This is a genomic window from Nocardia tengchongensis, from assembly GCF_054781395.1.
Genome location: NZ_BAAGUM010000004.1, coordinates 39,933 through 65,242, shown reverse-complemented (window position 1 = coordinate 65,242; position 25,310 = coordinate 39,933). Strand labels below are relative to the sequence as shown.

At 67.8% G+C, this 25,310-nt stretch carries 27 protein-coding genes; 17 read left to right on the top strand and 10 right to left on the bottom strand.

Annotated features, from left to right (window positions below; all coding sequences use genetic code 11):
• Nucleotides 1–49: 49 nt before the first annotated feature.
• The 7 genes from ACYVKL_RS05495 (at nt 50) to ACYVKL_RS05465 (ending at nt 6,325) form a co-directional block, all read left to right on the top strand.
• The gene (locus tag ACYVKL_RS05495) at nt 50–1,258 is read left to right on the top strand and encodes an AAA family ATPase (RefSeq protein ID WP_379173982.1); all 1,209 of its coding nucleotides are present in this window, start codon (nt 50–52) and stop codon (nt 1,256–1,258) included.
• A gap of 24 nt (nt 1,259–1,282) precedes the next feature.
• Nucleotides 1,283–2,257 (top strand): DUF58 domain-containing protein, encoded by a 975-nt coding sequence (locus ACYVKL_RS05490; protein ID WP_357199941.1) that lies wholly within the window; start codon nt 1,283–1,285, stop codon nt 2,255–2,257.
• On the top strand, nt 2,254–3,279 hold the full coding sequence (locus ACYVKL_RS05485) for a VWA domain-containing protein (protein ID WP_357199944.1): 1,026 nt from the start codon (nt 2,254–2,256) through the stop codon (nt 3,277–3,279). Before ACYVKL_RS05490 ends, ACYVKL_RS05485 begins: the two co-directional genes overlap by 4 nt.
• A gap of 49 nt (nt 3,280–3,328) precedes the next feature.
• Nucleotides 3,329–4,048, top strand: a complete 720-nt coding sequence (fabG1, locus tag ACYVKL_RS05480) for a 3-oxoacyl-ACP reductase FabG1 (protein ID WP_379173980.1) — start codon at nt 3,329–3,331, stop codon at nt 4,046–4,048.
• 67 nt (nt 4,049–4,115) lie between these two features.
• Entirely contained in the window at nt 4,116–4,955 is an 840-nt protein-coding gene (inhA, locus tag ACYVKL_RS05475; RefSeq protein ID WP_379173978.1) for an NADH-dependent enoyl-ACP reductase InhA, read from the top strand.
• 34 nt (nt 4,956–4,989) lie between these two features.
• Nucleotides 4,990–6,078, top strand: coding sequence for a ferrochelatase (locus ACYVKL_RS05470; protein WP_379173977.1), 1,089 nt, complete (start codon nt 4,990–4,992; stop codon nt 6,076–6,078).
• A 10-nt stretch (nt 6,079–6,088) separates the two neighbouring features.
• Nucleotides 6,089–6,325, top strand: coding sequence for a hypothetical protein (locus ACYVKL_RS05465; protein WP_213555904.1), 237 nt, complete (start codon nt 6,089–6,091; stop codon nt 6,323–6,325).
• 12 nt (nt 6,326–6,337) lie between these two features.
• Here the strand turns inward: ACYVKL_RS05465 and ACYVKL_RS05460 are convergent, their stop codons facing one another.
• Nucleotides 6,338–7,030, bottom strand: a complete 693-nt coding sequence (locus ACYVKL_RS05460) for a hypothetical protein (RefSeq protein WP_379173975.1) — start codon at nt 7,028–7,030, stop codon at nt 6,338–6,340.
• Between the two features lie 110 nt (nt 7,031–7,140).
• Between ACYVKL_RS05460 and msrB the strand changes: the two genes are divergently transcribed.
• From msrB to ACYVKL_RS05445, 3 genes are all read left to right on the top strand, one after another.
• Nucleotides 7,141–7,596, top strand: coding sequence for a peptide-methionine (R)-S-oxide reductase MsrB (msrB, locus tag ACYVKL_RS05455; RefSeq protein WP_379173974.1), 456 nt, complete (start codon nt 7,141–7,143; stop codon nt 7,594–7,596).
• A gap of 44 nt (nt 7,597–7,640) precedes the next feature.
• Complete coding sequence (msrA, locus tag ACYVKL_RS05450; protein ID WP_379174052.1) at nt 7,641–8,105, top strand: peptide-methionine (S)-S-oxide reductase MsrA; 465 nt, start codon at nt 7,641–7,643, stop codon at nt 8,103–8,105.
• A 249-nt stretch (nt 8,106–8,354) separates the two neighbouring features.
• Nucleotides 8,355–8,726, top strand: coding sequence for a hypothetical protein (locus tag ACYVKL_RS05445; RefSeq protein WP_379173973.1), 372 nt, complete (start codon nt 8,355–8,357; stop codon nt 8,724–8,726).
• 69 nt (nt 8,727–8,795) lie between these two features.
• Here ACYVKL_RS05445 and ACYVKL_RS05440 read toward each other — a convergent pair whose 3' ends face one another.
• Nucleotides 8,796–9,938, bottom strand: a complete 1,143-nt coding sequence (locus ACYVKL_RS05440; protein ID WP_379173972.1) for an acyl-CoA dehydrogenase family protein — start codon at nt 9,936–9,938, stop codon at nt 8,796–8,798.
• 74 nt (nt 9,939–10,012) lie between these two features.
• Between ACYVKL_RS05440 and ACYVKL_RS05435 the strand changes: the two genes are divergently transcribed.
• Complete coding sequence (locus ACYVKL_RS05435) at nt 10,013–10,609, top strand: TetR/AcrR family transcriptional regulator (RefSeq protein WP_379173971.1); 597 nt, start codon at nt 10,013–10,015, stop codon at nt 10,607–10,609.
• Nucleotides 10,610–10,700: 91 nt separating this feature from the next.
• Entirely contained in the window at nt 10,701–12,188 is a 1,488-nt protein-coding gene (locus ACYVKL_RS05430) for an FAD-binding oxidoreductase (RefSeq protein ID WP_379173970.1), read from the top strand.
• 3 nt (nt 12,189–12,191) lie between these two features.
• On the opposite strand, the gene ACYVKL_RS05425 is transcribed toward ACYVKL_RS05430, so the two are convergent.
• The 4 genes from ACYVKL_RS05425 to ACYVKL_RS05410 all read right to left on the bottom strand — a co-directional run bounded on the left by ACYVKL_RS05425 (nt 12,192) and on the right by ACYVKL_RS05410 (nt 16,950).
• Nucleotides 12,192–13,076, bottom strand: coding sequence for an alpha/beta hydrolase (locus ACYVKL_RS05425; RefSeq protein WP_379173969.1), 885 nt, complete (start codon nt 13,074–13,076; stop codon nt 12,192–12,194).
• Complete coding sequence (locus tag ACYVKL_RS05420) at nt 13,039–13,464, bottom strand: hypothetical protein (RefSeq protein WP_379173968.1); 426 nt, start codon at nt 13,462–13,464, stop codon at nt 13,039–13,041. Before ACYVKL_RS05420 ends, ACYVKL_RS05425 begins: the two co-directional genes overlap by 38 nt.
• Nucleotides 13,465–13,635: 171 nt before the next feature.
• Complete coding sequence (locus ACYVKL_RS05415) at nt 13,636–15,849, bottom strand: hypothetical protein (RefSeq protein WP_379173967.1); 2,214 nt, start codon at nt 15,847–15,849, stop codon at nt 13,636–13,638.
• Nucleotides 15,850–16,203: 354 nt separating this feature from the next.
• A complete protein-coding gene (locus tag ACYVKL_RS05410) occupies nt 16,204–16,950 on the bottom strand; it encodes a serine protease (RefSeq protein WP_379173966.1) in 747 nt (248 codons plus the stop codon).
• Between the two features lie 72 nt (nt 16,951–17,022).
• Between ACYVKL_RS05410 and ACYVKL_RS05405 the strand changes: the two genes are divergently transcribed.
• The 3 genes from ACYVKL_RS05405 to ACYVKL_RS05395 all read left to right on the top strand — a co-directional run bounded on the left by ACYVKL_RS05405 (nt 17,023) and on the right by ACYVKL_RS05395 (nt 19,897).
• The gene (locus ACYVKL_RS05405) at nt 17,023–17,538 is read left to right on the top strand and encodes a pyridoxamine 5'-phosphate oxidase family protein (protein ID WP_379173965.1); all 516 of its coding nucleotides are present in this window, start codon (nt 17,023–17,025) and stop codon (nt 17,536–17,538) included.
• Between the two features lie 114 nt (nt 17,539–17,652).
• Nucleotides 17,653–18,360, top strand: a complete 708-nt coding sequence (locus ACYVKL_RS05400; RefSeq protein ID WP_379173964.1) for a helix-turn-helix transcriptional regulator — start codon at nt 17,653–17,655, stop codon at nt 18,358–18,360.
• A gap of 85 nt (nt 18,361–18,445) precedes the next feature.
• Nucleotides 18,446–19,897 carry an HNH endonuclease signature motif containing protein gene (locus ACYVKL_RS05395; protein WP_379173962.1) on the top strand — a complete coding sequence of 484 codons (1,452 nt, stop codon included), beginning with the start codon at nt 18,446–18,448 and terminating at the stop codon, nt 19,895–19,897.
• Between the two features lie 398 nt (nt 19,898–20,295).
• Here ACYVKL_RS05395 and ACYVKL_RS05390 read toward each other — a convergent pair whose 3' ends face one another.
• Genes ACYVKL_RS05390 through ACYVKL_RS05380 form a run of 3 tightly spaced genes read right to left on the bottom strand, consistent with a single transcriptional unit; the run spans nt 20,296 to nt 22,396 of the window.
• Nucleotides 20,296–20,688 (bottom strand): VOC family protein, encoded by a 393-nt coding sequence (locus ACYVKL_RS05390; protein ID WP_379174345.1) that lies wholly within the window; start codon nt 20,686–20,688, stop codon nt 20,296–20,298.
• Between the two features lie 51 nt (nt 20,689–20,739).
• Nucleotides 20,740–21,549 carry a hypothetical protein gene (locus ACYVKL_RS05385; RefSeq protein WP_379174346.1) on the bottom strand — a complete coding sequence of 270 codons (810 nt, stop codon included), beginning with the start codon at nt 21,547–21,549 and terminating at the stop codon, nt 20,740–20,742.
• A gap of 22 nt (nt 21,550–21,571) precedes the next feature.
• Nucleotides 21,572–22,396, bottom strand: coding sequence for a DUF3097 domain-containing protein (locus ACYVKL_RS05380; protein WP_379174347.1), 825 nt, complete (start codon nt 22,394–22,396; stop codon nt 21,572–21,574).
• A 183-nt stretch (nt 22,397–22,579) separates the two neighbouring features.
• On the opposite strand from ACYVKL_RS05380, the gene ACYVKL_RS05375 reads away from it, so the two are divergent.
• Nucleotides 22,580–23,011, top strand: a complete 432-nt coding sequence (locus tag ACYVKL_RS05375) for an NfeD family protein (protein WP_379174348.1) — start codon at nt 22,580–22,582, stop codon at nt 23,009–23,011.
• Nucleotides 23,011–24,240: an SPFH domain-containing protein gene (locus ACYVKL_RS05370; protein ID WP_379174350.1), complete on the top strand. Its 1,230-nt coding sequence runs from the start codon at nt 23,011–23,013 to the stop codon at nt 24,238–24,240. Before ACYVKL_RS05375 ends, ACYVKL_RS05370 begins: the two co-directional genes overlap by 1 nt.
• Nucleotides 24,241–24,360: 120 nt before the next feature.
• Here the strand turns inward: ACYVKL_RS05370 and ACYVKL_RS05365 are convergent, their stop codons facing one another.
• A complete protein-coding gene (locus tag ACYVKL_RS05365) occupies nt 24,361–25,299 on the bottom strand; it encodes a TauD/TfdA dioxygenase family protein (RefSeq protein WP_379174351.1) in 939 nt (312 codons plus the stop codon).
• Nucleotides 25,300–25,310: the final 11 nt, after the last annotated feature.

Genomic DNA, 25,310 nt, shown 5'->3' with positions numbered 1-25,310 from the left:
TACCTGGAATAGTTGGGGCGGAACGCACAGGACCAAGGCGAAAGCGGGGATGTTGGTGACTTCGACTGACGGTGTGAGCGGGGTAAGCACGGTGAAGGATGTGCCTTCGGCTCCGAGCACCCTCGAGCGCGATGTCCAGACCCTGGAAAAGGCGATCTACGAAGTCAAACGCGTGATCGTCGGCCAGGATCGGCTGGTCGAGCGGCTGTTGGTCGGTGTCCTCGCCAAGGGCCACGTGCTGCTGGAGGGTGTGCCCGGTATCGCCAAGACGCTGGCCGTGGAGACCTTCGCGACGGTGGTGGGCGGCAGCTTCTCGCGCGTGCAGTTCACCCCGGACCTGGTGCCCACCGACCTCGTCGGTACCCGCATCTACCGGCAGGGCCGCGAGGAGTTCGACACCGAGCTGGGCCCGGTGGTCGCGAACTTCGTGCTCGCCGACGAGATCAACCGCGCGCCGGCCAAGGTGCAGTCGGCGCTGCTCGAGGTGATGGCCGAGCGGCACGTGACCATCGGCGGCAAGACCTACCCGATGCCGAACCCGTTCCTGGTCATGGCGACTCAGAACCCGATCGAATCGGAGGGCGTGTACGCGCTGCCCGAGGCGCAGCGCGACCGCTTCCTGTTCAAGGTCGTCGTCGACTACCCCTCCGTGGAGGAGGAGCGCGAGATCATCTACCGGATGGGTGTCACCCCGCCGGAGGCCAAGCGGGTGCTCGACCCCGCCGAGCTGGTGCGGCTGCAGAACGTCGCCGCCAACACCTTCGTGCACCACGCACTGGTCGACTACGTGGTCCGCGTGATCGCCGCGACCCGTAAGCCCGCCGACTTCGGCATGCAGGACGTGGCCGGCTGGATCTCCTACGGCGCCTCCCCGCGTGCTTCGCTGGGCATCATCGCCGCCGCCCGCGCGGTGGCCCTGATCCGCGGCCGCGACTACGTGGTCCCGCAGGACGTGGTCGAGGTGATCCCGGACGTGCTGCGCCACCGCCTGGTGCTGTCCTACGACGCGATGGCCGACGAGGTCAGCCCCGACGACGTGATCAAGCGCGTGCTGCAGACCGTCGGCCTGCCGCAGGTCGCCGCCCAGGCCAACGCTCCGGCGGGGGCGCCCGCGCCGATGCCCGCCGCCGTGCCGCAGCCGGGCATCCCGCAGCCCGGTGTGCCCGCCCCGGGCATCCCGCAGCCGCCGCAGCAGCAGGGCATTCCGCAGCCCCCGAACGGTCAGATGCCCGCCGTCCCCGGTCAGCCGCAGAAGTAGGCGGCCACGGAATCGATTGCGCCCGTGACGATCTCATCCCCCAGCGGTGCCACGCACGCCCCGCCCTCGTTCCAGCGGGGGCAGCTGACCGACCCGCGGTTGAAGGCGGCGCTGCGCACCCTCGAACTCACCGTGCGCCGCCGCCTGGACGGTGTGCTGCACGGTGACCACCTGGGCTTGATCCCCGGTCCCGGCTCCGAGCCCGGCGATGCCCGCATGTATCAGCCGGGCGACGATGTGCGGCAGATGGATTGGTCGGTCACCGCCCGCACCACCCATCCGCACGTGCGGCAGATGATTGCCGACCGTGAGCTGGAGACGTGGCTGGTGGTCGACCTGTCGGCCAGCCTCGACTTCGGTACCGCGCTGTGTGAGAAGCGGGATCTGGTGGTCGCCGCGGCGGCCGCGGTCACGCATCTGACCAGCGGCGGCGGCAACCGGATCGGCGCGGTGGTGGCCAACGGCCAGGAGCTGATCCGCATTCCGGCCCGCAGCGGCCGGGTGCACGAGCAGGCGATGCTGCGCAAGATCGCGACCACTCCGCACGCGCCCGACGGTGTGCGCGGCGATCTGCTCGGGGCCATCGAGGCGCTGCGCCGCCCGCAGCGCAAACGCGGTCTGGCCGTGGTCATTTCCGACTTCCTCGGCGATATCGACTGGCAGCATGCGCTGCGCGCCATTTCCGGCCGCCACGATCTGCTCGGTGTCGAGGTGCTGGACCCGCGCGATCTGGAGCTTCCGGATCTGGGCGATGTGGTCCTGCACGACCCGGAGACCGGACGGACCCGGGAATTCAGTGTGACCCCCACGCTCCGCGCCGATTTCGCGCGTGCCGCGCAAGGCCATCGGGATCAGGTCGAGCAGGCGTTGCGCAGTTGCGGTGCGCCGGTGATGACCCTGCGCACCGACGGCGACTGGATCGCGGACGTGGTGAGATTCGTGTCCACCCGGCGCCATACCTTTGGCGCCCCGAATGCCGGACGGGTGCCGCGGCAGTGACTATCGGCGAGCTGACTTTCAGCCTTTCGCATTTCGCCTACCAGTATTGGCTGGCCTTCCTGGCCGTGATCGCGCTGGCGGCGTTGATCTACATCCTGATGCAGCAGCGTCGGCGCAAGCAGATGCTGCGCTTCTCCAATATGGAGATGCTGGAGAAGGTCGCGCCCCGCCAGCCCAAGCCGTGGCGGCATATCCCCGTCGCGGTGACGCTGGTCGGCCTGATGTTCCTCACGTTCGCGGCGGCCGGTCCGACCGCGGCGAAGAAGGTGCCCCGCAACCGCGCCACGGTGATCCTGGTGATCGACGTGTCGCTGTCGATGGAGGCGACCGACGTGCCGCCCAGCCGAATTCAGGTGGCCAAGAAGGCCGCCAAGGAATTCGCCGACAATCTGACCCCGGGCATCAACCTGGGGCTGGTGACGTTCGCGGGCACCGCGTCGGTGCAGGTGTCGCCGACCACGAATCGGGAGGCGGTCAAGGCCGCCATCGACACCATGAAACTGGCCGAGCGCACCGCGACCGGTGAGGGCATCCTGACCGCGTTGCAGTCCATCGACACCCTGGCCTCGGTGCTGCCGGGAGCGGAGAAGCCGCCGCCGGCGCAGGTCGTGCTGATGTCCGACGGTAAGCAGACCGTCCCGGACGACAAGGATGTCGAGAATCCTCGCCACGGCTTCACCGCCGCGCGTCTGGCGAAGGAGAAAGGCATTCCGGTGTCGACGATTTCGTTCGGCACCACGTGGGGCACCGTGGAGATCCCCGACCAGGACGGCAAGGGTTCGCAGCGGGTACGCGTGCCCGTCGACGACGACTCGCTGCGCGAGATCGCGAAGCTGTCCGGCGGCGAATTCTTCACCGCCTCCACGCTGGAAGAACTCAAGAACGTCTACGCGCACTTGGAAGAGCAGATCGGGTACGAGATGACCGTCGCCGACGCCAGCCGCCCGTGGTTGCTGCTGGGTTTGGTGGTGACTGCCGCCGGGTTGGTGGCCGCGTTGCTCTATCGTCAGCGTCTGCCGTAAATCGGTACCGCGCGCCGAGTCCCGAACACGAACAGATAGGTTTGCGTCTATGTCGAACATCACATCCCGGTCGGTCTTGGTGACCGGCGGTAATCGCGGCATCGGGCTCGCGGTCGCCCAGCGCCTGCTCGCCGACGGACACAAGGTCGCCGTCACCCATCGCGGGTCCGGTGTGCCGGAGGGTCTCTTCGGCGTGAAATGCGATGTGACCGATGGTGAATCGGTCGATCGGGCGTTCTCCGAGGTGGAGGCGCACCAAGGTCCCGTCGAGGTCGTCGTCGCCAACGCCGGCATCGTGGACAACACGCTGTTCATGCGCATGAGCGAGGACTCGTTCACCAAGGTCATCGACGCCAACCTGACCGGTGCCTGGCGAGTCGCCCAGCGCGCCAACCGCAACATGCTCAAGAACCGCTTCGGCCGCATCGTCTTCCTCGGCTCGGTGGTCGGCCAGATGGGTTCGCCGGCGCAGGTCAGCTACGCGGCGTCCAAGTCCGGTCTGATCGGTATGGCTCGCGCCATCACCCGCGAGGTGGGCAAGCGCAACATCACCGCGAACGTGGTCGCGCCCGGCCTGATCGACACCGACATGACCCGTGAGGATATGACCGAGGAGATGCGCAAGAACGTCCTCGAGATCATCCCCGCGGGCCGGATGGGGCAGGTCGAGGATGTCGCCGCGGCGATCAGCTTCCTCGTCTCCGACGACGCCTCCTACATCTCCGGCGCGATCATCCCCGTCGACGGCGGCATGGGCATGGGCCACTGAGCTTTCCGCTCGGACCCCGCCCCAACCCTCACCCCCAGCATTTCTAACGAGGAGAACCGACCACCCCATGGCTGGATTGCTCGCAGGCAAGACCGTACTCATCACCGGCATCATCACCGACTCGTCGATCGCCTTCCACGCGGCCGCGGTCGCGCAGGAGCAGGGCGCGAAGGTGATCATCACCGGTATCCCGGAGCGGCTGCGCCTCATCGACCGCATCGCCAAGCGGCTGCCGCAGGAGGTGTCGCCGGCCATCGGTCTGGACGTCACCAGCGAAGAGAACCTGGCCGAGCTGCCCGCCAAGCTGCGTGAGCTGGCGCCGGAGGGCATCGACGGCGTGCTGCACTCGATCGCGTTCGCGCCCAAGACCCTGATGGGTCCGGACGCGGTGAACTTCCTGGACGCGCCGGGTCCGGACGCCGCCAAGGCCTTCGAGATCTCGGCCTGGTCCTACGCCTCGCTGGCGCGCGCCGTGCTCCCCGCCATGAACGAGGGCGGCTCGATCGTGGGCATGGACTTCGATCCGCGCACCGCGATGCCGTACTACAACTGGATGGGTGTCGCCAAGGCGGCGCTGGAGTCGGTGAACCGCTATGTGGCGCGGGAAGTCGGCACCGCCAAGAAGATCCGCTCCAACCTGATCGCGGCGGGTCCGATCAAGACCCTCGCGGCCAAGGCCATCGCGGGCACCGCCACCGATGACGCCAAGCAGCTGAACATGCTCAACGAGTACTGGGACGGCGCGTCTCCGATCGGCTGGAACGTCGACGACCCGTCGGTGGTCGCCAAGTCGGTCGTGGCGCTGCTCTCGGATTGGCTGCCCGGTACCACCGGTTCGATCATCTACGTCGACGGCGGCGCCAGCCACAACACCTGGTTCCCGGAAGCCGGTTTCGGCTCCAACTGATCACCCGCGGTTCGAGTTTCTGAGGAGGAGAGCAGTGTCGGCGGAGCCCACCGCTCGTGAAGTGGACGCCCTGCTACTGCTGTCCTTCGGCGGTCCCGAGCGCCCCGAGGACGTGATGCCGTTCCTGGAGAACGTCACTCGGGGCCGGGGCGTGCCGCCGGAGCGCCTCGCCGAAGTCGCGCAGCATTACCTGCACTTCGGCGGGGTCTCACCGATCAACGCGCTGAACCTCGACATCATCAAGGCGATCGAGGCCGAATTCGCTTCGCGCGGAATCGATCTGCCGGTGTATTTCGGCAACCGCAACTGGCATCCCATGGTCGAGGCGACCGTCGAGGGGATGCGCGCGGACGGTATTCGCTCGGCGCTGGTGTTCCCGACCTCGGCGTGGGGCGGATATTCGGGCTGCCTGCAATACCAGGAGGACATCACGCGCGCCCGCGCCGCGGTCGCCGATGCCCCCGAATTGGTGAAGCTGCGCCAGTATTTCGATCATCCGCTGTTCATCGCGGCGTTCGCGGACGCGATCCGCGCGGCGGTCGCGGAACTGCCGCAGGACAAGCGTGATTCGGCCCGCCTGGTCTTCACCGCCCATTCGGTGCCGGTGTCGGCCGATATCGCGTCCGGCCCGCCCGCCGAGCAGCGCCTGTACAGCCGTCAGGTCGCCGAGGCGGCCCGCTTGTGCGCCGCCGCAACCGGATTCGACGCCTACGACCTGGTCTGGCAGTCGCGTTCGGGCCCGCCGCAGGTGCCGTGGCTGGACCCCGACATCGTCGACCACCTCGACGCGCTCGCCGAGCAGGGCGTGGACTCGGTGGTGGTGTGCCCCGTCGGTTTCGTCTCCGACCACCTCGAGGTCATCTGGGACCTGGACAACGAGGCGAAAGACCGTGCCGCCGAACTGGGTATGGCCTTCGCCCGCGCCGCCACCCCCGGCCCGGACCCGCGTTTCGCGCGCATGGTCGCCGACCTGGTGCAGGAGTACCTGTCCGCGGCGGCCCCGGCCCGCCTGAGCGACATCACCGGCCTGGGCTGCACCGTCGACGGCGCGCCCTGCGTCGTGGGCTGCTGCGCCCTGCCCCCGCGTCGCCCCGCGGTGGCACCGTCGGCCGCCGAATTGTAGTCTCCCCCAGGTGACTACACCCGGACGCGGAACCCCGCAACGCCGTCAGCCCGCCTCCGGCGGCACCGCCACCCGCAAGCCGCAGCGCATCTTCGGCCCGCCGGACCTGTTCGTCTGGGCCCCCGTCCTGACCCTCTTCCTGGCCGCCGGCATCGTCGGCACCATCGGCCAGTCCATCATGTTCGCCGCGGCGTTCGTCGCGATCGCGGTGATCATGCTGGTCGCCGACATGTTCTTCAACCGCTGACCGGTTCACCGGTCAGTGCAGGACGTTCACCGCGCGGGCGACGACCAGGCTCACGGTGACGAGCGAGATCCCGGACTGCACCATCATGAGGAGCTTGGCCCAGCGGGTCATGGGCATCACGTCGGTGGGACTGAAGGCGGTCGCGTTGGTGAACGACAGATACAGATAATCCGGAAATTGCGGTTCCCAATCGGGATCGGCGAGTGCCGGATTCTGCATCTGGACCCACAGGAAATCCGGATACGGCTTGCGGGCGTGGGCGCGCGCCGCGGGACCGCCCCGGTCGAAATCCCAGTACCAGAGCGCGAACACGAGCACGTTGGACAGCCAGACCGCGGCGCCCGAGCCGAGCAGACCGGCGGCATCGTTCGCGGCCGTGCCGTTGATCAGCGATTTCACCAGGTGCGACACCGACCACACCATGCCGAAGCCGAGCAATGCCATCAACATCAGGCTGAATCGCCGCAGCCGCTCGTCCTCGCGGTCGAGTCGGACCGGGTTGGCGATCACCAGGATGATCAGCAGTGCGAACCCGACGATCGGCACGACCCAGTTGGGCCCGGCCGAGTATTCGGGCGGCAGGAGGTACTGCACCAGCAAGATCCCGATGACGGCCGCGGTGGCAGCCCAGCGCGATTCCCCGGCCGTGCGCCGCGCCCACGCGGGCACCTGATCGTCATCGGCATCGCTCTCGGGTGCGCTCACGGTGGTGAGTATGCCCGGCGGGTAAAGGTGACAGAAGTATGACGCGGGCTCGCGAACGGACTTTCCGTCAGGCAGGGTGGGTTGTAGCTGAGGCCTACCAAGGAGGTCATGTGGCACGGGAGTACAACCGGAATCCGGCGGCGGTGGCGGCACTGTCGCCCGAGCAGTATTCGGTCACCCAGGAGAACGGCACCGAGCGCGCGTTCACCGGCGAGTACTGGGACAACCACGAGCCGGGTATCTATGTGGATGTGGTGTCCGGGGAGCCGTTGTTCGCGTCGACGGACAAGTTCGACAGCGGATCGGGGTGGCCGAGTTTCACCAAGCCGCTGGACGCGGCGAATGTGGCCGAGAAGCGCGATATCAGCCATTTCATGATTCGCACCGAGGTGCGGTCGGTGCACGGCAACAGCCATCTGGGGCACGTGTTTCCCGATGGGCCGCGCGATGCGGGCGGGCTGCGCTACTGCATCAACTCGGCGTCGCTGCGGTTCGTGCACCTCGACGATCTGGAATCCGAAGGCTACGGACAGTACAAGGCACTGTTCACGAAGGAGGAAGCGTGACCGACTCGCAGAAGGCAATCCTGGCCGGCGGGTGTTTCTGGGGCATGCAGGACCTGATCCGGCGGCAGCCGGGCGTGCTCGACACCCGGGTGGGCTACACGGGCGGGCGCAACGACAACCCGACTTACCGCAATCACCCCGGGCACGCCGAGGCCGTCGAGATCGTCTACGACCCGGCGCAGACCGATTACCGTGCGCTGCTGGAGTTCTTCTTCCAGATCCACGATCCGAGCACCAAGGATCGGCAGGGCAACGACATCGGCTCGAGCTACCGCTCCGCCATCTTCTACCTCGATGACGAGCAGAAGCGGGTCGCCGAGGACACCATCGCCGACGTGGACGCCTCGCGCCTGTGGCCGGGCAAGGTGGTCACCGAGGTGACCCCGGCGAGCGCGTTCTGGGACGCCGAGCCCGAGCACCAGGACTACCTGGTCCGCTACCCGACCGGTTACACCTGCCACTTCCCGCGCCCGGGCTGGAAGCTGCCCAAGCGCGAGGCCACGGCGTAAGAACGGTGGAGGGTCTCATCGGGCATACGTCCCGGTGAGACCCTCTGTCCGAGCCCTTTTTCGGGCCGGACGGCGGGTTTGCACTGAGGTCGGACCGAGCATCGATCTTCCGTGGGCCACGAACAGCGCCCCCGGATCCTCTGCCACGGTCACGAATCCGCCAGTAGAGCGCAGTGTGCGTGGTTGCCACGTCGGTCGAGGATGCACCTTCCTGACGCCTTTATGGCCGTGCCGAACTGAGGTTTGGCCATGACAATCTCCGAGCACACATCCACACGACACCGGCTGGCCCGGGCGTTCGTCCTCGGCGCGCTCGTCGTCCTGCCGATCGGCTTCGCCGGGCCCGCCCTGGCCGAGCCGCTGACGTTGGCGGACAACGACAACGGCTGGTACCGGGACTGCGATCACACCGGCCGGTCGAGCTGGCAGCAGGAGCGGGGCCGCTGGCAGAACAGCGACTGCGACAACAATGGCGGACACTGGGAGTGGCGCGACAACGACTGGCGCTGGCATCGCGATTACGACAACAACTGGAACAACAACAATTGGAACAACAACAACTGGAACGGAAACCAGAACCGTCAACAGACGCCCTGGTGGTGTCAATTCGGTAGTTGCTGAGCACCTCGTCAGCCGTCCCACGCAGCACTCGCCGCGCGGGACGGCTGACGTCTGCCGCTCCCGCGACGGTCAGTCGGTGGCCAGCGACCGCGCGATGACCAGCCGCTGAATCTGGTTGGTGCCCTCGAAGATCTGGGTGATCTTGGCTTCGCGCATGTAGCGCTCGACGGGGAAGTCCTGGGTGTAGCCGTAGCCGCCGAAGACCTGTACGGCGTCGGTGGTGACCTTCATGGCGGCGTCGGTGGCCACCAGCTTGGCCACGCTGGCCTGGCGGGAGTAGGGGAGGCCGGCGTCGCGGCGGCGGGCGGCGTCGAGGTAGGTGGCGCGGGCGGAGTCCACGGCGGCGGCCATGTCGGCGAGGACGAAGCCCAGGCCCTGATGGTCGATGATGGCGCGGCCGAAGGCTTCTCGCTGCTTGGCGTAGGCGACGGCGTCGTCGAGGGCGCGCTGGGCGATGCCGGTGGCCACGGCCGCGATGCCGAGCCGGCCGGAGTCCAGGGCGCTGAAGGCGATCGAAAGGCCCTGGCCCGGTGCGCCGATCAGGCGTTCGGCGGGCAGGAACGCGTCGTCGTAGGCGGCGGTCGTGGTGGGGACCGCGCGCAGGCCCATCTTCTCCTCGGGCTTGCCGAAGGTCAGGCCCTCGGTGTCGGCGGGCACCAGGAAGCTGGAGATGCCGCGCGAGCCTTCACCGGTGCGGGCGAACAGCGTGTAGTAGTCGGCCTTGCCGCCGTTGGTGATCCACGCCTTGGTGCCGGTGATCCGGTAGCCGCCCTCGGTCTCGGTGGCCCGGCAGCGCAGTGCGGCCGCATCGGATCCGGCATGCGATTCCGAGAGGCTGTAGGCGCCGATGAGGTTGCCCGACAGCATGTCCGGCAGCCACCGCTGCTTCTGCTCGTCGGTGCCGTAGGCGAACAGCGGATGGCACGACAGGCTGTGCACACTCACCGCCACCGCGACCGCCGCCCATCGCGCGCCCAGTTCCTCGAGCACCTGGAGGTACACCTCGTAGGGCTGACCGCCGCCGCCGAACTCCTCGGGATACGGCAGGCTCAGCAGCCCCGCCGCGCCGAGCGCCCGGAACGCTTCGTCGGGATAGCGCTCCTGCTTCTCGTACTCGGCGACGATCGGCTCGAGCACCTTGTCCGCGATGTCGCGGGTGAGCTCGATGAGGTCGCGGGCTTCGGACGTGGGCAGCAGGCGATCGACGGGCATGAGGTCACAGTACGACCGACACCCAATTGCGTGCAAGGCAGCACGCAATTTCGGCAGGCGGCTAGACTGACCAGGTGGTATCCGGTCTACCCCCGAACAAGCATCAGGAGAAGAGTCTCCGCACCCGAGCCCTGCTGCTCGACGCCGCCATCGACAGCCTGGCCGAGGTCGGGTACGCGAGCGCCTCCATCGCCGATATCACCGCCCGGGCCGGGGTGACCCGCGGCGCGCAACTGCACCACTTCCACACCCGGCAGGAATTGTTCGCCCAGACCATCGAACACCTGACGCAGCGGCAGGCCGAGGCGCTGCAGCGGCGGGAGCGGACGCTGCCGGGGGAGTCGTCGCCGGGGGCGGTCCTGGTCGAGTTGGTGACCGCGCCGTTCGCGGGCAAGCTCGGCAAGGCGGCGGTGGAGTTGTACGTTGGCATCGCCAACGACAAGGAACTGCGCCGCTACATGCTGCGCGTGCAGCACGACCTGACCGCCGAACTCCTCGCCGCGTGCGGCCGCCGCCTCGACGTGTCCCGCGACCGTCTCGAAGCCGCCTTCTGGCTCACCATCAATTTGGTCCGCGGCGCGACTCTCGACGAGATGGTGGGTCGAGATCGTTTGCGTCGCAAGCAGGTTCTGTCGGACTGGGCGCGACTCGCCGACGGCATGCTGACGTAAACGCTTCCGTTCCGGAGCGCGATAACGAACCGTTGAGTGGTTCGTGTGCGCCCGGCTGTGTCGGGCGCGACCTCGGGGGAGGTGCGCCGTCATGGCGATCGATAGGCGGAATCTGTTGCGCGCGACCGGGCTCGGTCTCGGGCTGGCCGCGCTGGGACCGGTCACCGGTTGTGTGCCGGCCGAGCCTCGCGCTGAAACACCCGCGGGGCAGGTGGATTGGGTAGGGCTACGGCAACGGCTCGCGGGGCCGCTGCATCTGCCGGCCGATTCCGGCTACGGGACAGCCAAACTGGCCTACAACCCCGTCTTCGACACCCGCACGCCCGCCGCTGTCGTGCAGGCCGCGAAGGCCTCCGATGTGCAGGCCTGCGTGAATGCGGCGGCGAGCGCGCGGATCCCGGTCGCCGCGCGCAGCGGCGGGCACAGCTACGGCGGGTATTCGACACCCGACAACGGCCTGGTCGTCGACCTCGGGACGATGAACGGTATCGAGGTGAAACCCGACGGGACCGCGATCATCGGTGCGGGCGCCCGGCTGATGGATGTGTACTCCGCCTTGGCGAAGGCCGGTCGCTGCCTGCCCGCGGGTTCCTGCCCGACGGTGGGGATCGCCGGCCTGACCCTCGGCGGCGGCATCGGCGTGCTGACCGGCAAGTACGGATTGACGTGCGACAACCTGATTTCGGCGCAGGTCGTCACCGCAGACGGGACGGTGCGCACGGCCTCGGAGACCTCCGAGCCCGACCTGTTCTGGGCGTTGCGCGGTGGTGGCGGAGGCAACTTCGGCATCGTCACCTCCTTCACCTTCAAGACTGTCGCGGCGCCCCAGCTGGCCGTGTTCCAGGTGCGCTTCCCGGCCGGGTCGCTGACCGAGGTGCTCGGCGCCTGGCAGTCGTTCACCGCTTCCGCACCGGACGAATTCTGGTCCACCCTTGGCATTTCCGCCGGGAGCCCGCCGACGTGCCGGATCAACGGCTGCTATGTCGGATCCGAAAGCAATATGAATGCTCTGGTCGACAAGCTGGTCGCGGCCACCGGGACGCAACCGGCCAACCGGTATTCGCTATCCAAGGATTACCTGTCGGCGATGATGTATTTCGGTGGCTGCGCGAATTATGCGGTGGAGCAGTGCCGGCCGGATTGGAATGGCGGGGGAGTGCTCGGCCGGGAGTCGTTCACCGCGTCCTCGCGCATACTGACGAAGCCTTTGTCGGACCCGAGTCGCCTGACCGCATTGCTCTCGGGGCGAACCGGTATGGATATCCTGCTGGACAGCCTGTCCGGCGCTCCGGCGCGAATCGGCCCGAAAGACACGGCCTTCCCGTATCGAGGGGCATTGGCCACCGCGCAGATTTATGTCGGCGCCACGACTCCGGAAGCGCGGGCGGCGGTGAACGACATGCGCGACGGCCTGGGCGAGCTGACGGGGAATACGGCCTTCGTGAACTACATCGATCCCGGCCTGTCCGATTGGGCGAGCGCCTATTACGGCGACAATGCGTCCCGTCTGCGCGGTATCGCGAAACACTACGACCCGTCGGGCGTCTTCACCTTCGACCAATCGGCGTCGAAGGTCTGAGGCTCAGTTGGTCCAGCGCCCGGGCGGCGGGTCCATGGAGGTGTAGGCGGGCAGGGGAAGCGGCTGATCGTCGAGGAAGGTCTCGAGGAGGCGCGTGAACAGCTGAGGCTGGTCGGTCGAGACCGCATGGCCCGCACCCTGAATGTCGATGAGCGTCGCGTTGGGCAGGGTGTCACGGTATTCGCGGCTGACCGGCCAGTGCAGGAAGTCGCATTGCGCCGCCATCACCAGGGCCGGAACCCGCGCGTTCCGCAGCGCAGGCCGGGGATCGGTGATGGACGCGAAATCCTTTGTCGTCATCTGGTTCACGTAGAAGCCCTGGAGGTTGTCGTGCGGCGGCGTGGTGATGTCGTGCGAGCACGAGGCCCCGTCGCGGCCGGTCAGAGCCACCTCGTGCATCCACGAGTCGGCCTCGGCGTCGGGGACGAACGCGTGCGCGGCTTCGGGGTTCACGCCCATCAGCAACGACAGGGCCAGGATGCGCGAGTTGTCCATCAGTTCGTCGTAGCGGGCCTGCTGCGCCGGATTCATCGCATTCCACGGCTCACCGACCCCGTCGGGAAAGGCCTCCGGCCAGATCGCGCCGGGCGCGACGAACACGGCCTTCGCGACGTGATCCGGGTGGGCCGCGATGTACTGCGCGGTCAGCGAGCCGCCCCAGGACCGTCCGATGAGGACTAGCTGCTCTGCGCCGAGCTGGTTCCGGATGGCTTCGAGATCCTCGACCTGGCGTTGCACGGTGTACTCGGTGACATCGCTGAGCCGGGTCGAGCGGCCCGCACCCACCTGGTCGTAGGCGTAGACGTCGAATCCGCGGGCCGCGAGTTCGGCGCCGCCGGTCGGGATTCCCTCACCCGGGGTCCCCGGGCCGCCGTGGACGAAGATCACCGGCGGCTTCCGCACCCGGGCCCGTTGCGGCGGCCGCATGGACGTAGGCGATGCGGGACCCGGTGGGCAGCTCCCAGTACTGGACGTCCTTCGGCGCATCGGCTTTCGGCTGGACGGGGAAGGGATCGAGGATCGTCATGGCCGCCAGCGCGACGATCGCCACGCCGACCGCGGCGGCCAGCCCGGCCGCACTCGACGTCGCACGCCGCACCCCTGACAAGCCGAATCCCCACCTGCTCAGCAAAAAGCACACACCGACCGCGACCACCAGGCCGGCGCCGAGGAAGAGCGCCGGGTCGGCCACGAGGTACGCCACCGCGCCAGTCGCGAGCACTCCGAGGACGATCGCCACCACGATCCCGACCACGATGACCGCCACACCCAGCACGACCCGCCGCCGACGGCGTGTGGTCGCCGGTATCGCCGATTCCTCCGATGTGGCTGTGATCTCGCACCTGCCTCGGTGATGGTCGTTTCGTCGCAATCGAAGTCACCAATCTAAACGGGCCCACAGCGGTGCCGACCAATTTCCGCACTGCCTGTCGGACGGCCGATCGACTCAGCCGACCTCCAGGTCGTGCAGGATCGGGCGCAGTCGGGCGAGTGCCCGTTCATCCTCGACGGCGATGTCGCCGGTGGAGTCGAAGCGCTCGTCGCGGTCGACAAGAGAGCGAAGCTTCTTCGCGACGGCGCGACGGACCGGTGCCGGTGCGACCGTGAGTCGTTCGGCGAGCCGGAGGCCGAGGTCGCGCGCCCACTCGTCAGTGACGGCACGTGCCACGAGCTTCGCGACCCGTGCGGGCGTGCCCGGTAAGGGCAGACCGAGGTCGAGGAGGGCGATCGCGGCGGCAACGCCGGTCTTGACGAGCGGGCCGCTGTAGTTCGTCCGGTCGGTGACGACCAGGTCGGCGAGCAGCGCCTCGAAGTCGGTGCACGCTTCGGGCGGAAGTATCCGCTGCGCCCGCCAATCGAGTGCGAGTCGGATGGCGTCCTCGATCGGCTCGGTTCCGGCGTCGATGAGGCTGCGCAGCACCGGCCAGCCGGTCACGGTGGTACCCGAGTCGACCTCGGCGAGGATACGCAGCGCGGTGAGCTGGTCGCCTCGCTGGTAGACGCTGGTCGCGGGTTCGGTGCCGACGAGGGTGCGACACCAGTCGAGGAAGCGGGGATCAGCGTGGTCGGCCCAGTGCTCGAGCACCGCCGATTCCGTGTACCGGAGGTCGGCGTCCAGGACGCGATGGAAGTCGTTGCGGTCCTGCGTCAACCGTGCGAGCGCGAGCAACACGGTGGCGTCGCCGCTGCTGCTCGCCTCGCGGATGCGGTCGATGCTCGCGGTGTCATCCCAGGTCGCGAGCGCGTCGGCCACCGCCTTCGGCGCGACCTCCAGTAGCTCCCGGACCTCGGGCAGCGCACCGGCGACGGCCTCCGCGGGCCAGGAGGCGAGCAGCGTGACGAGATGGCCGGCGCCGTCGCGCGACGGATCGGCGGGCGGATCCCGCCGCACCGCCTGCAGGATTGCAGCGACGAGCATGGTTGCGGAGGGTGCATGCTCACGGATGAGCGCATGGCCGAGCGCGGATCGCCCCGACATCGAGGTAGCCACCATGAGGCCGCGTGCGGCGGGGTTGGTGAGCAGGGCCTGAGCCATCGGGCGAGACCATCGTCCGTCGCCGGCGCGTAGCAGCGCGAAAGCTGCGTCCGCGCGAGCATCGGTATCGAAGGCGCTCGATCCGATGGTTGCGGTGCCACCGTCGGTCACCTGCTCGGCGAGGGCGACGAGCGCGTCGCACACTTCGGGTGTCGGCGGGCATTGGCGCAGTGCCGCGATCATCGTTTCCGGCTCGGTGCCCGGCAGCGCCGCGAGAGCCGGCAAACGGCGAACCGCCGCTGCCGCATTGCTCCGCGACCCGATCACGACGTCGACGAGCCCGGAGATCGCCGCTGCGTCCGGCACCGGCAACGCCGCGAGTACGTGAGCCGCCGCGCCGGAGTTGACCGCGCTCAACCACTCCGGGAGTGTGCCGACACCGAACGCGATGTTCGGCACGACCTCGACCGCGAGCTCCCACCCTGTGACCAGCGCATCGAGGTCGCGGGTCTGGTTGCCCCCGACCGCGATCCGCGCCAGCGTCGCCGCCATCGCCAGGCCGGGATCCCCGTCGGCGAGTGCCGGTGAGACATCGGCCCCGAGCGTGATGAGCGCGGCGACACAGGCCTGCTCTACTTGCCCCGCAGGCCGTGAACCGGCCCGTGTCGAGAGGGCGTCGAGCGCGTCGGCATCGACCGGACGCGCAACGGAATCGGGCGTGTTCGAGCCGGAATCGGCCGGGTATGCAGCGGCTTGCAGCAGTGCCGCGGCCGCCGCCTCAGGTCCGTCGCCGGAGATCAGTGGCCGCACCAGTTGCGCTATTCCGATCAACGATTCGCGAGCCGACCGGACAAGGGCGACCGTCTCGGGGTCCTCCAGGCCGACCTGTTCGTAGTCACGTACCGTGTCGGCGAACATCAGCAGCAACCAAGCCGTGTTCTCCGCATCCGCGGTCTGCCGCCCGCCGAGCGCGGCCGCGATCGATGTCATCGCGGGCGCGGTCGAGTCGTAAAGGGTGCCTTGATGCAACACCGCACCCCACAACTCGTACAGCGACTCCTCAACCCTCTCGGCGTCGCCCAGCCCCTCGATCCAGCCGGGCACATCGCTCGCATCGCCGTAAGCGTGCTCCAGCGCCGGCCAGTCGATTTCGGCGACCCGAGTGTTCCGGTGCGCGCTGTTCATGGGTCTCCTTGTTGTGGAACGCGGCTCACAGAATTCTCGCGCGGCCGTGGATGCACGGCGAATGCCGCCCCGCGACACGCCACCGCCGACGTCCTGCTCGGCAACAGAGGCACGAGCGGCCTGATCGACGCTGAGGTCCACGGCTGCGCGACGAACTCAGTGGCGACGGCCGGCGGCCGCGCGGCGCCCGTGGCATGATCGCCGCGCGCTGGGTGGCTGCTGCGCCGGGCCGGGATCGCCATCGGACGGCTGCCTCTGCGAGGGCATCCAGACGCCAGGTGCGTCTGCCCGCACGGATCGCGAGACACGACGCCACCGCCGTGTATCCGCGCTCGGTGGCCGGGGACGCAGGGCTCAGAAGGATGCGGGTATCCGCGCGTAGACGGTTGGATACCCGGCCAGTGCGGTGCCACGTGCCCACGAGGTGATGGCGACCAGCTTGCCGTTGATGAGCAGTGGTCCGCCGCTGTCGAATTCGCCGGTGTCGGCTGTGGTGGAGCCCGCGCAGACCATCTCGGTGGCGTCGAAGGCGCCTGGATAGGCGGAGGCGCAGTCGGGGTCGGAGACCATCGGGACGGTGGCCTGCCGCAGCACGGTGTTGAAGAGGTCACCGTCGGCGGTGCCGCCCCAGCCGAGCACGGTGGCGGTGTCGCCTTGGGGTGCGGCGATCGGGACGGTCGCTCGGGTCTGCGGGTGCGCGAGGGTCAGGATGGCCAGATCGTGGTGGTAGACATCGACTCCGTCGACGGTGTCGGTGCGGAAGTCCGGGTGCAGGTGTACGTCGGTGACGGCGACCGTGGTTCCGTCGTGCGAGGTCAGGTCGCTGCGATCGAACGTGACGGTGAGCGCCTGCGGCAGCAGTTGCGCGAGTTGCACGCAATGCGCGGAGGTGAGCACCCGGTCCGCCGCGATGAGCGCGCCACCGCAGAACTCGCCGGAGGCGCGGGGGAAGAACAGCGGGGTGCCGACCGCAGCCAGCCACGGATGGTCGGAGGCCTTGGCTTCGGTCCCACCGACCACGGCGTGAGCCGGGGCGGCGGCGGGCAGGGTGCAGCCGATGAGCGCGGTCGCGAGCACGGTCAGCCGGCGGGAGAGCGACATCGGGCCATTCAAACAGAAGCGGGCGGGTTTCGGTGGCCGGAGATGTCGGACCCCCGGCGTACGGTCGCGGTCATGACGTCTTGGAATGAGTTCGCCGCTGCCGCACCGCGTATTGCGACCATCTTCACCCGTCGTCACGCCGCCACCGGCAACCTGTGCATGCTCGCCACACTGCGCAAGGACGGGTCGCCGCGCATCAGCCCCCTCGAACCGCGCGTTTTCGAGGGCGAACTGTGGCTCGTGGGCATGCCGGGCACCACGAAGTTCGCCGACCTGGCCCGCGACCCGCGCTTCTGCCTGCACACGGCCACGGTGGACACGCAGGTCAGCGACGGCGACGTCAAACTGTTCGGCACGGTCCGTGATGTGCAGGACCCGGAGCTACAGCGCCGCTGGGCGGAGGACCTGTTCGCGGAGAGCGGGTTCGACCTACGCGGCCGCAAGTTCGAGCCGTTCTACGCGGTCGAGTTGACGGGGGCGTCGTCGGTGGAGATCGTCGACGGCCGCATGGAAGTGACGGTCTGGAAGCCGGGGCAGAAGGAGCACGTCGTCGAGGTCTCCGACAGCCCGGACCCCGCGACGGCATAACGTGCAATCTTGCAGTGAGTGCAAGATTGCACGATGTGCTGATGTGCACGAGGTGCCGAACAACGGTGTAATTCAACGAATTTCGAGGTCACGACGTACTGGGGTGCGGGTGCGATGACGGAAATCCATGCGCCACGAGGCTATCGGGAACGGCCGTCGAGTATCGGCGGCGCAGTGATCTGGTGCCGCGACGGCGTGTCGGACTCCGATCTGCCGGTGCTTCCGGACGGCAGCATGGACCTGTTGTGGATCGACGGCCGACTGTCGGTCGCGGGTCCGGACACTCGCGCCTATCGTCCGGAACCCGGCTTCGCCGACCGCATCGCCGGGATCCGGTTCTACCCGGGCACCGCTCCAGCTCTCCTCGGGGTGCCCGCACACGAACTCCGTGACGCCAGGGTCGATCTCGCCGACCTATGGTCGCCCGCGGACTTGCGTTCCGCTTCCGATCTGATCGGTTCGGCATCGAGCCCGGCTGCCGGACTGGAGTCGATCGCGCGGTGGCGCGCGGCCGAAGTCGATGCAGTGGACCCGGTGGTCAGCTTTATCGTGAAGTCGCTCCGGTCGGGGAGTTCTGTCGCGGCGACGGCCGAGGAACTGCAGACGGGGCCGCGCCGGCTGCATCGAATATCCCTAGCGGCGTTCGGGTATGGGCCCAAGACTCTGGCGCGGGTGTTTCGGATGCAGCGGGCGCTGGCATTGGCGCGGGGCGGGATGGGGCTGGCTGATGCGGCGGTCGCTGCCGGATATTCGGACCAAGCGCATATGAGCCGAGATATTCGAGAATATTCAGGGATGTCGCCGATGAAGCTGCTTGGGTAGGTCTGGAACTCGCTTTGTTCTGAATATCCTTATATCACTTCATAATTCGTGCATGATAGTTCTGATTCGGCGGTAGAATTAGCACATGGATTCGAATGGGGTGACACTCGACGACTGCGGTATCGCTGAACTGGCGGCCGCGGTCTCGACCCTGAGCGAAACCATCCAGAACTCGGCGATGACGCAGTTCTCCGACGAAGACGTCGTGGCGTTGATGCAGCAGTTGGAAGCCTGCAAAAGGCAACTGGCCGCACTGGATACGCGCCTGATCATCGAAGCTGGTGAGCGGTCGCTGCATGCGCGTTCGGGTGCGGGGAAGATGGTGCCTTTTCTGCGGCGCACCCTCGGCCTGTCGCGCTACGACGCGGCATTGCGGGTGAAGGTGACCCACCACTGCGGAGAATTCTTCGAACCGAGCGGACACCTGCGTCCCGCAGTGCTTCCCGTAATGGCCGAAGCGTTTGCCGCCGGAAACATTTCCCGGGATCACGTCCGCAACATCATGGACGTGATGGACCACCTCCCCACCGACATCCCCACCGAAGCACGCGCAGAGGCCGAGGAGATCCTCGTCGTGTACTCGCGTGAGGGCTGGCCGGATGATCTGCCGAAGATCGGCCGGGACATTCTGGCGCGGCTGGATCCGGACGGGAAGGTTGTCTCCGATGCCGACCGTCGCCGTCGCCGCGGGATCACCCTGTGCCGCCCCGGCGTAGACGGCATGTCCCGCATCGAAGGCTGGATCACCCCCGAACTGCGGGCATGCTTGGATGCGGTGTTCGCCAAACTCGCGCGGCCCGGCATGTGCAACCTCGAAGACCCTGAAAGCCCCACCGCCAGTGGTGGGTTCATCGCCGACAGCGTCCTCGATGCTGCCGCGGGCCGGGATCGGCGTGACGCCGGGCAGCGCACCCACGACGCGCTGATGGCTCTCGTGCAGCCGGGCGTGAACATGCGCGCACTCGGCATGCACCGGGGCCTGCCCGTCGAGGTCGTGCTCACCATGAGCCTCACCGACCTGGAGAACGGCACCGGGGTCGCGACCACCAACACTGGTACTCAGATCTCCATCAACGAAGCGCTGAAGATGGCCGAAGGCACCCACCCGGTGATCGCGGTCCTCGACGGCGACGGGATGCCGCTGTACCTGCAGCGGTCGCGCCGCACCGCGAACCGCGCCCAACGCCTGGCACTGATTGCCCGAGACAGGGGATGTACCCGCCCGGGTTGTGAACAACCCGCCTCGATGTGCGCCGCACACCACGTGAACGATTGGGCAAAAGGCGGACCCACCGACATCAACAACCTGACTCTCGCGTGCGATCACTGCCACGCGTTGATCAATGACGGGCCTGATGGGTGGAAAACCGTTGTGATGGGCAAGGACTCACCCCATCGGGGTCGAACAGGGTGGATTGCTCCGAAGAGTGTTGACTCGACCGGAACTCCTCGGGTGAACGATCGCCATCATGTCGGGCAGTCGATCGCCGCTGCCATCGATTCCAGTTGCCGAAAGTGGCGCTCACGGGCTGCGTGAAACCAGTGCTGCTCGTGTGCTGCTGGCGTGCGCAAAACTACATAGAGTGTGGTCGCCTCGCCTGCCTACCGGACCTGGGCTGACGCCGAGCCGGGAGCCGTGACCCGCCGATCCCGGCTCACGGACTGCACGGATCACCTTCTCGAGACACAAGCCCAAAGACTCAAAGCCTCAAAGGCTCGGGACGACCCCAACCCTTCCCTCCCAGCACACCTCACAGTGCGTGTACCTCGACAACTTCAGAGTGCTTGTACCCCACACCGGGCCGATCCACGGCCGAGCCGCAATGGGGCTGGAAGGTGAGCGAGCCTCCCGACCCAGCCAGCCCCTCTCCCTTCTCCAGGCGTCTTTTATCTTTTAGTCCTCTTTGTTCTTGGTCCTTTTGGCTCGTACGCCCTTCACGCAGAAGCCGCGTACAGATCCACCCCATGCCCATCAGGATCCAAAACAGTCGCATACCGCTGCCCCCAGAACGCATCGAACGGCTTCAACTCCGCCCGATACCCAGCCTCGACCAACTCCGAGAACTTGGCATCCACCCCACCCGGATCCCCACAATCACAAGCCAGCCCGATCCGCCCAGCCCCCGGCACCGCGACCCAATCCGGCCGGAACGATCGCACAGTCTCCTCGGTATCGAGCATCAACTTCACACCCCCACCCAACTCCGCGTCGACATGCGGCGCCATCTCGGCCCCCTCCGCGAACTCCACCCCGAGCCGCCGATAGAACGCCAGCGAAGCCCCCATATCCGCCACCACGATCCCGATCACATTCAGTCGAATACCCATGACCGAACCCTAAGCGCCCACCCGACCGGAACTCTTGAACGAATCGGACACTCACCGAGCGTGGACGGCCGCCAGCCGAGCCGCACGAATCGCATTCCACAACGGCCGCAACAACGCCTCCTGAGCAGCCACAGCCGTAGCCGAGGTAGGCGCGGAGGCCGGCTCCCGCTCGGCGACAGTCAGAATCGCCGCCACCTGATCCGCGGTATCGAGAATCCGCCGAGCCCGTAACGGCATCGAATCCGGATACTTGTGCCGGGTATGCCCGGCCAGCTCGGCTTCCACCAGATCCCGGGGCGCCACGCCGCCGGACCCCAGTCGCGTGGTCTGCATCTGCTGCAACGCGTCCGCCGCATCCCGCACGGCTTCCCGCATCGTGAACTCGGCCTCACCCAACGGCATCTCCGGCGCGAGGGTCAGTGGAATAGGCGTGGAGTACACCCGCCACTGCAACGCGTCGTCGTCGGTCCACACCGGAACCAGCCCGGTTCCGATGGTTCCCGGGGCCCCGATCAGGATGCCTTCCTCGGCTTCGGTTGCGGCCGCCGCGAATTCGGTGCCGACTGGCATGCCGCGCACGTCCCCGGGAATCGGCAGCACCAGCCGAACCTGTGCTTCCGGCCCGGCGTACGCCTCGCGGATGAGCTTGAGCAGCACCATGATTCCGGCCCCCGTGACCGCGGCGGGATCCTCGTCGGACGCCCACGGCAAGCCGGTGTGCCCGCCGGTGACAGGGTCCCCGGCGGCCACCGTCTGCTGCGCTGCCCACACGCGCAGTTCGTCCAGCACGTCGTCGGGAGCGCTACGACCTGCCAGCCAGGAACCGGCCCAGACCGTGAGCGAGGCACTTGGGGAACTCATGTATTCGAGGATAACTGGCGGGCTACTCCTGCTCGGTGACGAAATCGATCAGTCGTTCGACCGCCCCGATGAGGGGGGTCTCCAGGTCGCGGTAGGAGTTGACGGCGTTGTAGACGCGCCGCCAGCCGTCCTGCGGTGTGCCCCAGCCGAGTCGCCGGCAGATCCCGGTCTTCCAGTCCTCGCCGCGCGGCACGTCGGGCCAGGCGTCGATGCCGACCGCCTTGGGCCGGACGGCCTGCCACACGTCGATGTAGGGGTGGCCGGTGACGAGCACGTGCGGGCCGAGGCCCTGGGTGAGGCCGGTTTCCTTGGACCCGGTGACCAGGTGGTCGACCAGGACGCCGACGCGGTGGTTCGGTCCGGGCCGGAACTCGGCCAGTTTCCCGCCGAGGTGGTCGAGGCCCTCGAGTTGTTCGACGACGACGCCCTCGACCCGGAGGTCGTGTCCCCATACGCGTTCGACGAGCGCCGCGTCGTGGATGCCTTCCACCCAGATGCGGCTGGCGCGCGCGACCCGTGCTTTGAGGCCTTCGACGCGGGTGGAGCCGGAGGCGGATCGGGTGGGCTGGACGGGTGCGGTCGCTGTCGGCTTCACCAGCGTCACCGGGTTGCCGTCGATGAGGAACGCTGCTTCCCGCATCGCGAACAGGCGTACACGCCCGCTGCGGTCCTCGAGTTTGACGAATTCCCCGTCATAGCTGCGGTCGAAACCCACTACGGCACCGCAGAATCCGGTGGCCGCGTCCTCTGCGACGAGGTCGCGTTCGGCGACCACGCGGGGCACCTCCCGCTTCTGTTTCCGTGTGTGCCCGGAAAGGATGTCGCCGTACTTTTGGTGCCCGCTCACCGCGTCGAGGTTACCGGCGACGGGCGGGAATCCCGCTCGCGCCGCGCCCATTCCGGCGGTACGGGCCCTTGCTGGGCAGGTTGTGCACGGTTTCCGGGAACGGGTGTCCGATGTGCCCGGTCGCCGGGCTCGGAGTGATCACGAATATCAGCCCCGCCCGGTAAATACAGTTACTGTTGTGGCGTGGCCGCAATTGTTTGGCTGGTCGCGGGGATCTTGCTCGCGGCCGCCGAGATGCTCACGGGCAGTCTCGTGCTGATCATGCTGGGTGTCGCCGCGCTCATCACCGCGGGTGTGAATGGTCTCACCGGCTCGTCGGTGCTGGTGGACGCGGTCGTGTTCGCTGCCACCTCGATCGCCCTGCTGGTGTTGGTGCGCCCATTCCTGTTGCGACGCTACGCGATTCCGCCGCCGCATCAGACCGGGGTGGACGCGTTGCCCGGCAGGACCGCGAAGGTGCTCGAAACGGTCGACGAGCACGGCGGTCGCGTGAAAATCGGCGGAGAGGTGTGGAGTGCGCGTCCGGATGCCCCGGAGGAGTCCTACCCCGTCGGTTCGACCGTATACGTCGTGAAGATCGACGGCGCCCACGCCGTCGTCATGAAAGGGCCGTGATGGCTGTACTGATAGTCGCCGTCGTACTCATTCTTCTGGTCGTGGTGGTGGTCTTCAAGTCGGTGGCGCTGGTGCCGCAGGCCGAGGCCGCCGTGATCGAGCGGCTGGGCCGCTATTCGCGCACGGTTTCCGGACAGCTCACCTTCCTCGTGCCGTTCGCGGACCGGGTGCGCGCCAAGGTGGACCTACGCGAGCGGGTGGTGTCGTTCCCCCCGCAGCCGGTCATCACCAAGGACAACCTGACCGTTCAGATCGACTCGGTGGTCTACTTCCAGGTCACCAGTCCGCAGGCCGCGGTCTACGAGATCTCCAATTACATTGCCGCCGTGGAGCAGTTGACGATCACCACGCTGCGCAACGTGGTCGGCGGCATGACCCTCGAGGAAACGCTGACCTCCCGCGACCAGATCAACGGTGAACTGCGCGGCGTCCTCGACGAGGCCACCGGCCGCTGGGGCCTGCGCGTGGCGCGCGTGGAACTGAAGGCCATCGATCCGCCGCCGTCGATTCAGGAGTCGATGGAGAAGCAGATGAAGGCCGACCGTGAGAAGCGCGCCATCATCCTCACCGCCGAAGGCCAGCGGGAAGCCTCGATCAAGACCGCCGAGGGCCAGAAGCAGGCGCAGATCCTGGGCGCCGAGGGCGCCAAGCAGTCGATGATCCTGTCGGCCGAGGGTGAACGGCAGTCCCGCATCCTGCGCGCTCAGGGTGAACGGGCCGCCGCCTACCTGCAGGCGCAAGGTCAGGCGAAGGCCATCGAGAAGGTGTTCGCGGCGATCAAGAACGGCAAGCCCACCCCCGAGCTGCTGGCCTACCAGTACATGCAGACCCTGCCGCAGGTCGCGAAGGGCGATGCCAACAAGGTGTGGCTGGTGCCGAGCGATTTCGGCAAGGCCCTGGAGGGCTTCGCGCGCGGCTTCGGCAAGCAGGGCGAGGACGGTGTGTTCCGCTACGAACCGGCGCCGGACAGCGCGTCGGAGTCGGCCGAGGACGATTCGGACGAGGTCGCCGACTGGTTCGACACCGCCACCGACCCGGCCACCCAGCAGGCGGTGCGCGCGGCGGAGGCTGATGCCCGCGCTCCGGTCGATCCGGTGGGATTGCCGCCGGCGATCCCACCGCAGCAGTTGCCGCATACTCAGCGGCCGACCCCGCCCGTGCAGCCGCAGTACCGGCAGGAGCCGCCGGACCAGCGCTGGCAGAATCCGCCGCGGCCGCTGGGTCAGTGACGGAGATCCGTCCGAGCCCGGCTGCGGCATGGAAAGCCCGGTTGCGACATAGCCCGGTTGCCACATAGACAGAACGCGGCCCTCCCGACACTGTCGGGAGGGCCGCGTCGTCGCTCGAGATCAGTTCGCCGATCCGTCGAAGCGTTCCCCGGAGATCGACCGCGACGGCGCCCCGTCGACGCCCACGGGCACCTCACCTTCGAGGGTGGTGCGGTACAGCACCCGGGTCACATCCAGATGGTCGAGGTCGCTGGGCGCGAGGTGTGCGGTGGCGCGGTTGTCCCAGAACGCGACACTGTCCTTCTCCCACCGGAATCGGACCGTATAGGCGGGGTCGGCGAGCTCCGCGTAGAGCAGTTCGAGCAGCGCGTCGCTCTGGCGCGGGCTGAGGCCGACGATGCGGGTGGTGAAACCGGGGTTCACGAACAGCACGCGTTCCCCGGTCACCGGGTGCACCCGGACCACCGGATGCTCGGTGACCAGTGGTGCGGCCGCGACGCGCTTGGCGTAGTCGCTGTCGGAGTCCCATGCGGGCAGCTTGCCGCCGAACCGGTGTTCGGCGCGCAGACCGTCGAGCAGCGACTTCAGCGAATCCGGCAGTCCCGCATAGGCGGCCGCGAGATTGGTCCACTGGGTGTCGCCGCCGCGCTCGGGGGCGATCTCGGCCCGCAGCAGGGAGGCGGCCGGCGGGTTGATCAGCGGCGAGATGTCGGTGTGCCACTGGTTGGTGTAGCTGAATTTCTTCTTCCCGAAACGCTTTTCGTAGAGCCGGCTGTCGACGGCGAGGATCTCGGGGTGCTCGGTCGGCGCGTCGTCGTCGTACGGGTGCGAGGGTGTGACCGCGCCGAAGCGCCGCGAGAAGGCGATCTGTTCGGCATGCCCGGTCCGCTGCTCACGGAAGAACAGCACCTTGTATTCGTGCAGTGCCGCGGTGAGGACCGCGATCTGCTCATAGGTGAAGTCGTCGCGCAGGTCGATGCCGCTGATCTCGGCGCCGATGTGCCCGGCGACGGGGGTGATCTGGAAGGTGGCGACCGGGTTCTCGGTGACGGTGGTCATGAGTGGTTCCT

Excerpts from the sequence above, each read along its gene's own strand:
- ACYVKL_RS05395 (WP_379173962.1), top strand. The coding sequence starts at position 18,446 with ATGGATTCGAATGGGGTGACACTCGACGACTGCGGTATCGCTGAACTG.
- ACYVKL_RS05495 (WP_379173982.1), top strand. The coding sequence starts at position 50 with ATGTTGGTGACTTCGACTGACGGTGTGAGCGGGGTAAGCACGGTGAAG.
- ACYVKL_RS05370 (WP_379174350.1), top strand. The coding sequence starts at position 23,011 with ATGGCTGTACTGATAGTCGCCGTCGTACTCATTCTTCTGGTCGTGGTG.
- ACYVKL_RS05385 (WP_379174346.1), bottom strand. The coding sequence starts at position 21,549 with ATGAGTTCCCCAAGTGCCTCGCTCACGGTCTGGGCCGGTTCCTGGCTG.
- ACYVKL_RS05430 (WP_379173970.1), top strand. The coding sequence starts at position 10,701 with ATGGCGATCGATAGGCGGAATCTGTTGCGCGCGACCGGGCTCGGTCTC.
- ACYVKL_RS05445 (WP_379173973.1), top strand. The coding sequence starts at position 8,355 with ATGACAATCTCCGAGCACACATCCACACGACACCGGCTGGCCCGGGCG.
- fabG1 (WP_379173980.1), top strand. The coding sequence starts at position 3,329 with ATGTCGAACATCACATCCCGGTCGGTCTTGGTGACCGGCGGTAATCGC.
- ACYVKL_RS05365 (WP_379174351.1), bottom strand. The coding sequence starts at position 25,299 with ATGACCACCGTCACCGAGAACCCGGTCGCCACCTTCCAGATCACCCCC.
- ACYVKL_RS05405 (WP_379173965.1), top strand. The coding sequence starts at position 17,023 with ATGACGTCTTGGAATGAGTTCGCCGCTGCCGCACCGCGTATTGCGACC.
- ACYVKL_RS05415 (WP_379173967.1), bottom strand. The coding sequence starts at position 15,849 with ATGAACAGCGCGCACCGGAACACTCGGGTCGCCGAAATCGACTGGCCG.
- ACYVKL_RS05440 (WP_379173972.1), bottom strand. The coding sequence starts at position 9,938 with ATGCCCGTCGATCGCCTGCTGCCCACGTCCGAAGCCCGCGACCTCATC.
- msrA (WP_379174052.1), top strand. The coding sequence starts at position 7,641 with ATGCAGGACCTGATCCGGCGGCAGCCGGGCGTGCTCGACACCCGGGTG.
- inhA (WP_379173978.1), top strand. The coding sequence starts at position 4,116 with ATGGCTGGATTGCTCGCAGGCAAGACCGTACTCATCACCGGCATCATC.
- ACYVKL_RS05410 (WP_379173966.1), bottom strand. The coding sequence starts at position 16,950 with ATGTCGCTCTCCCGCCGGCTGACCGTGCTCGCGACCGCGCTCATCGGC.
- ACYVKL_RS05390 (WP_379174345.1), bottom strand. The coding sequence starts at position 20,688 with ATGGGTATTCGACTGAATGTGATCGGGATCGTGGTGGCGGATATGGGG.
- ACYVKL_RS05400 (WP_379173964.1), top strand. The coding sequence starts at position 17,653 with ATGACGGAAATCCATGCGCCACGAGGCTATCGGGAACGGCCGTCGAGT.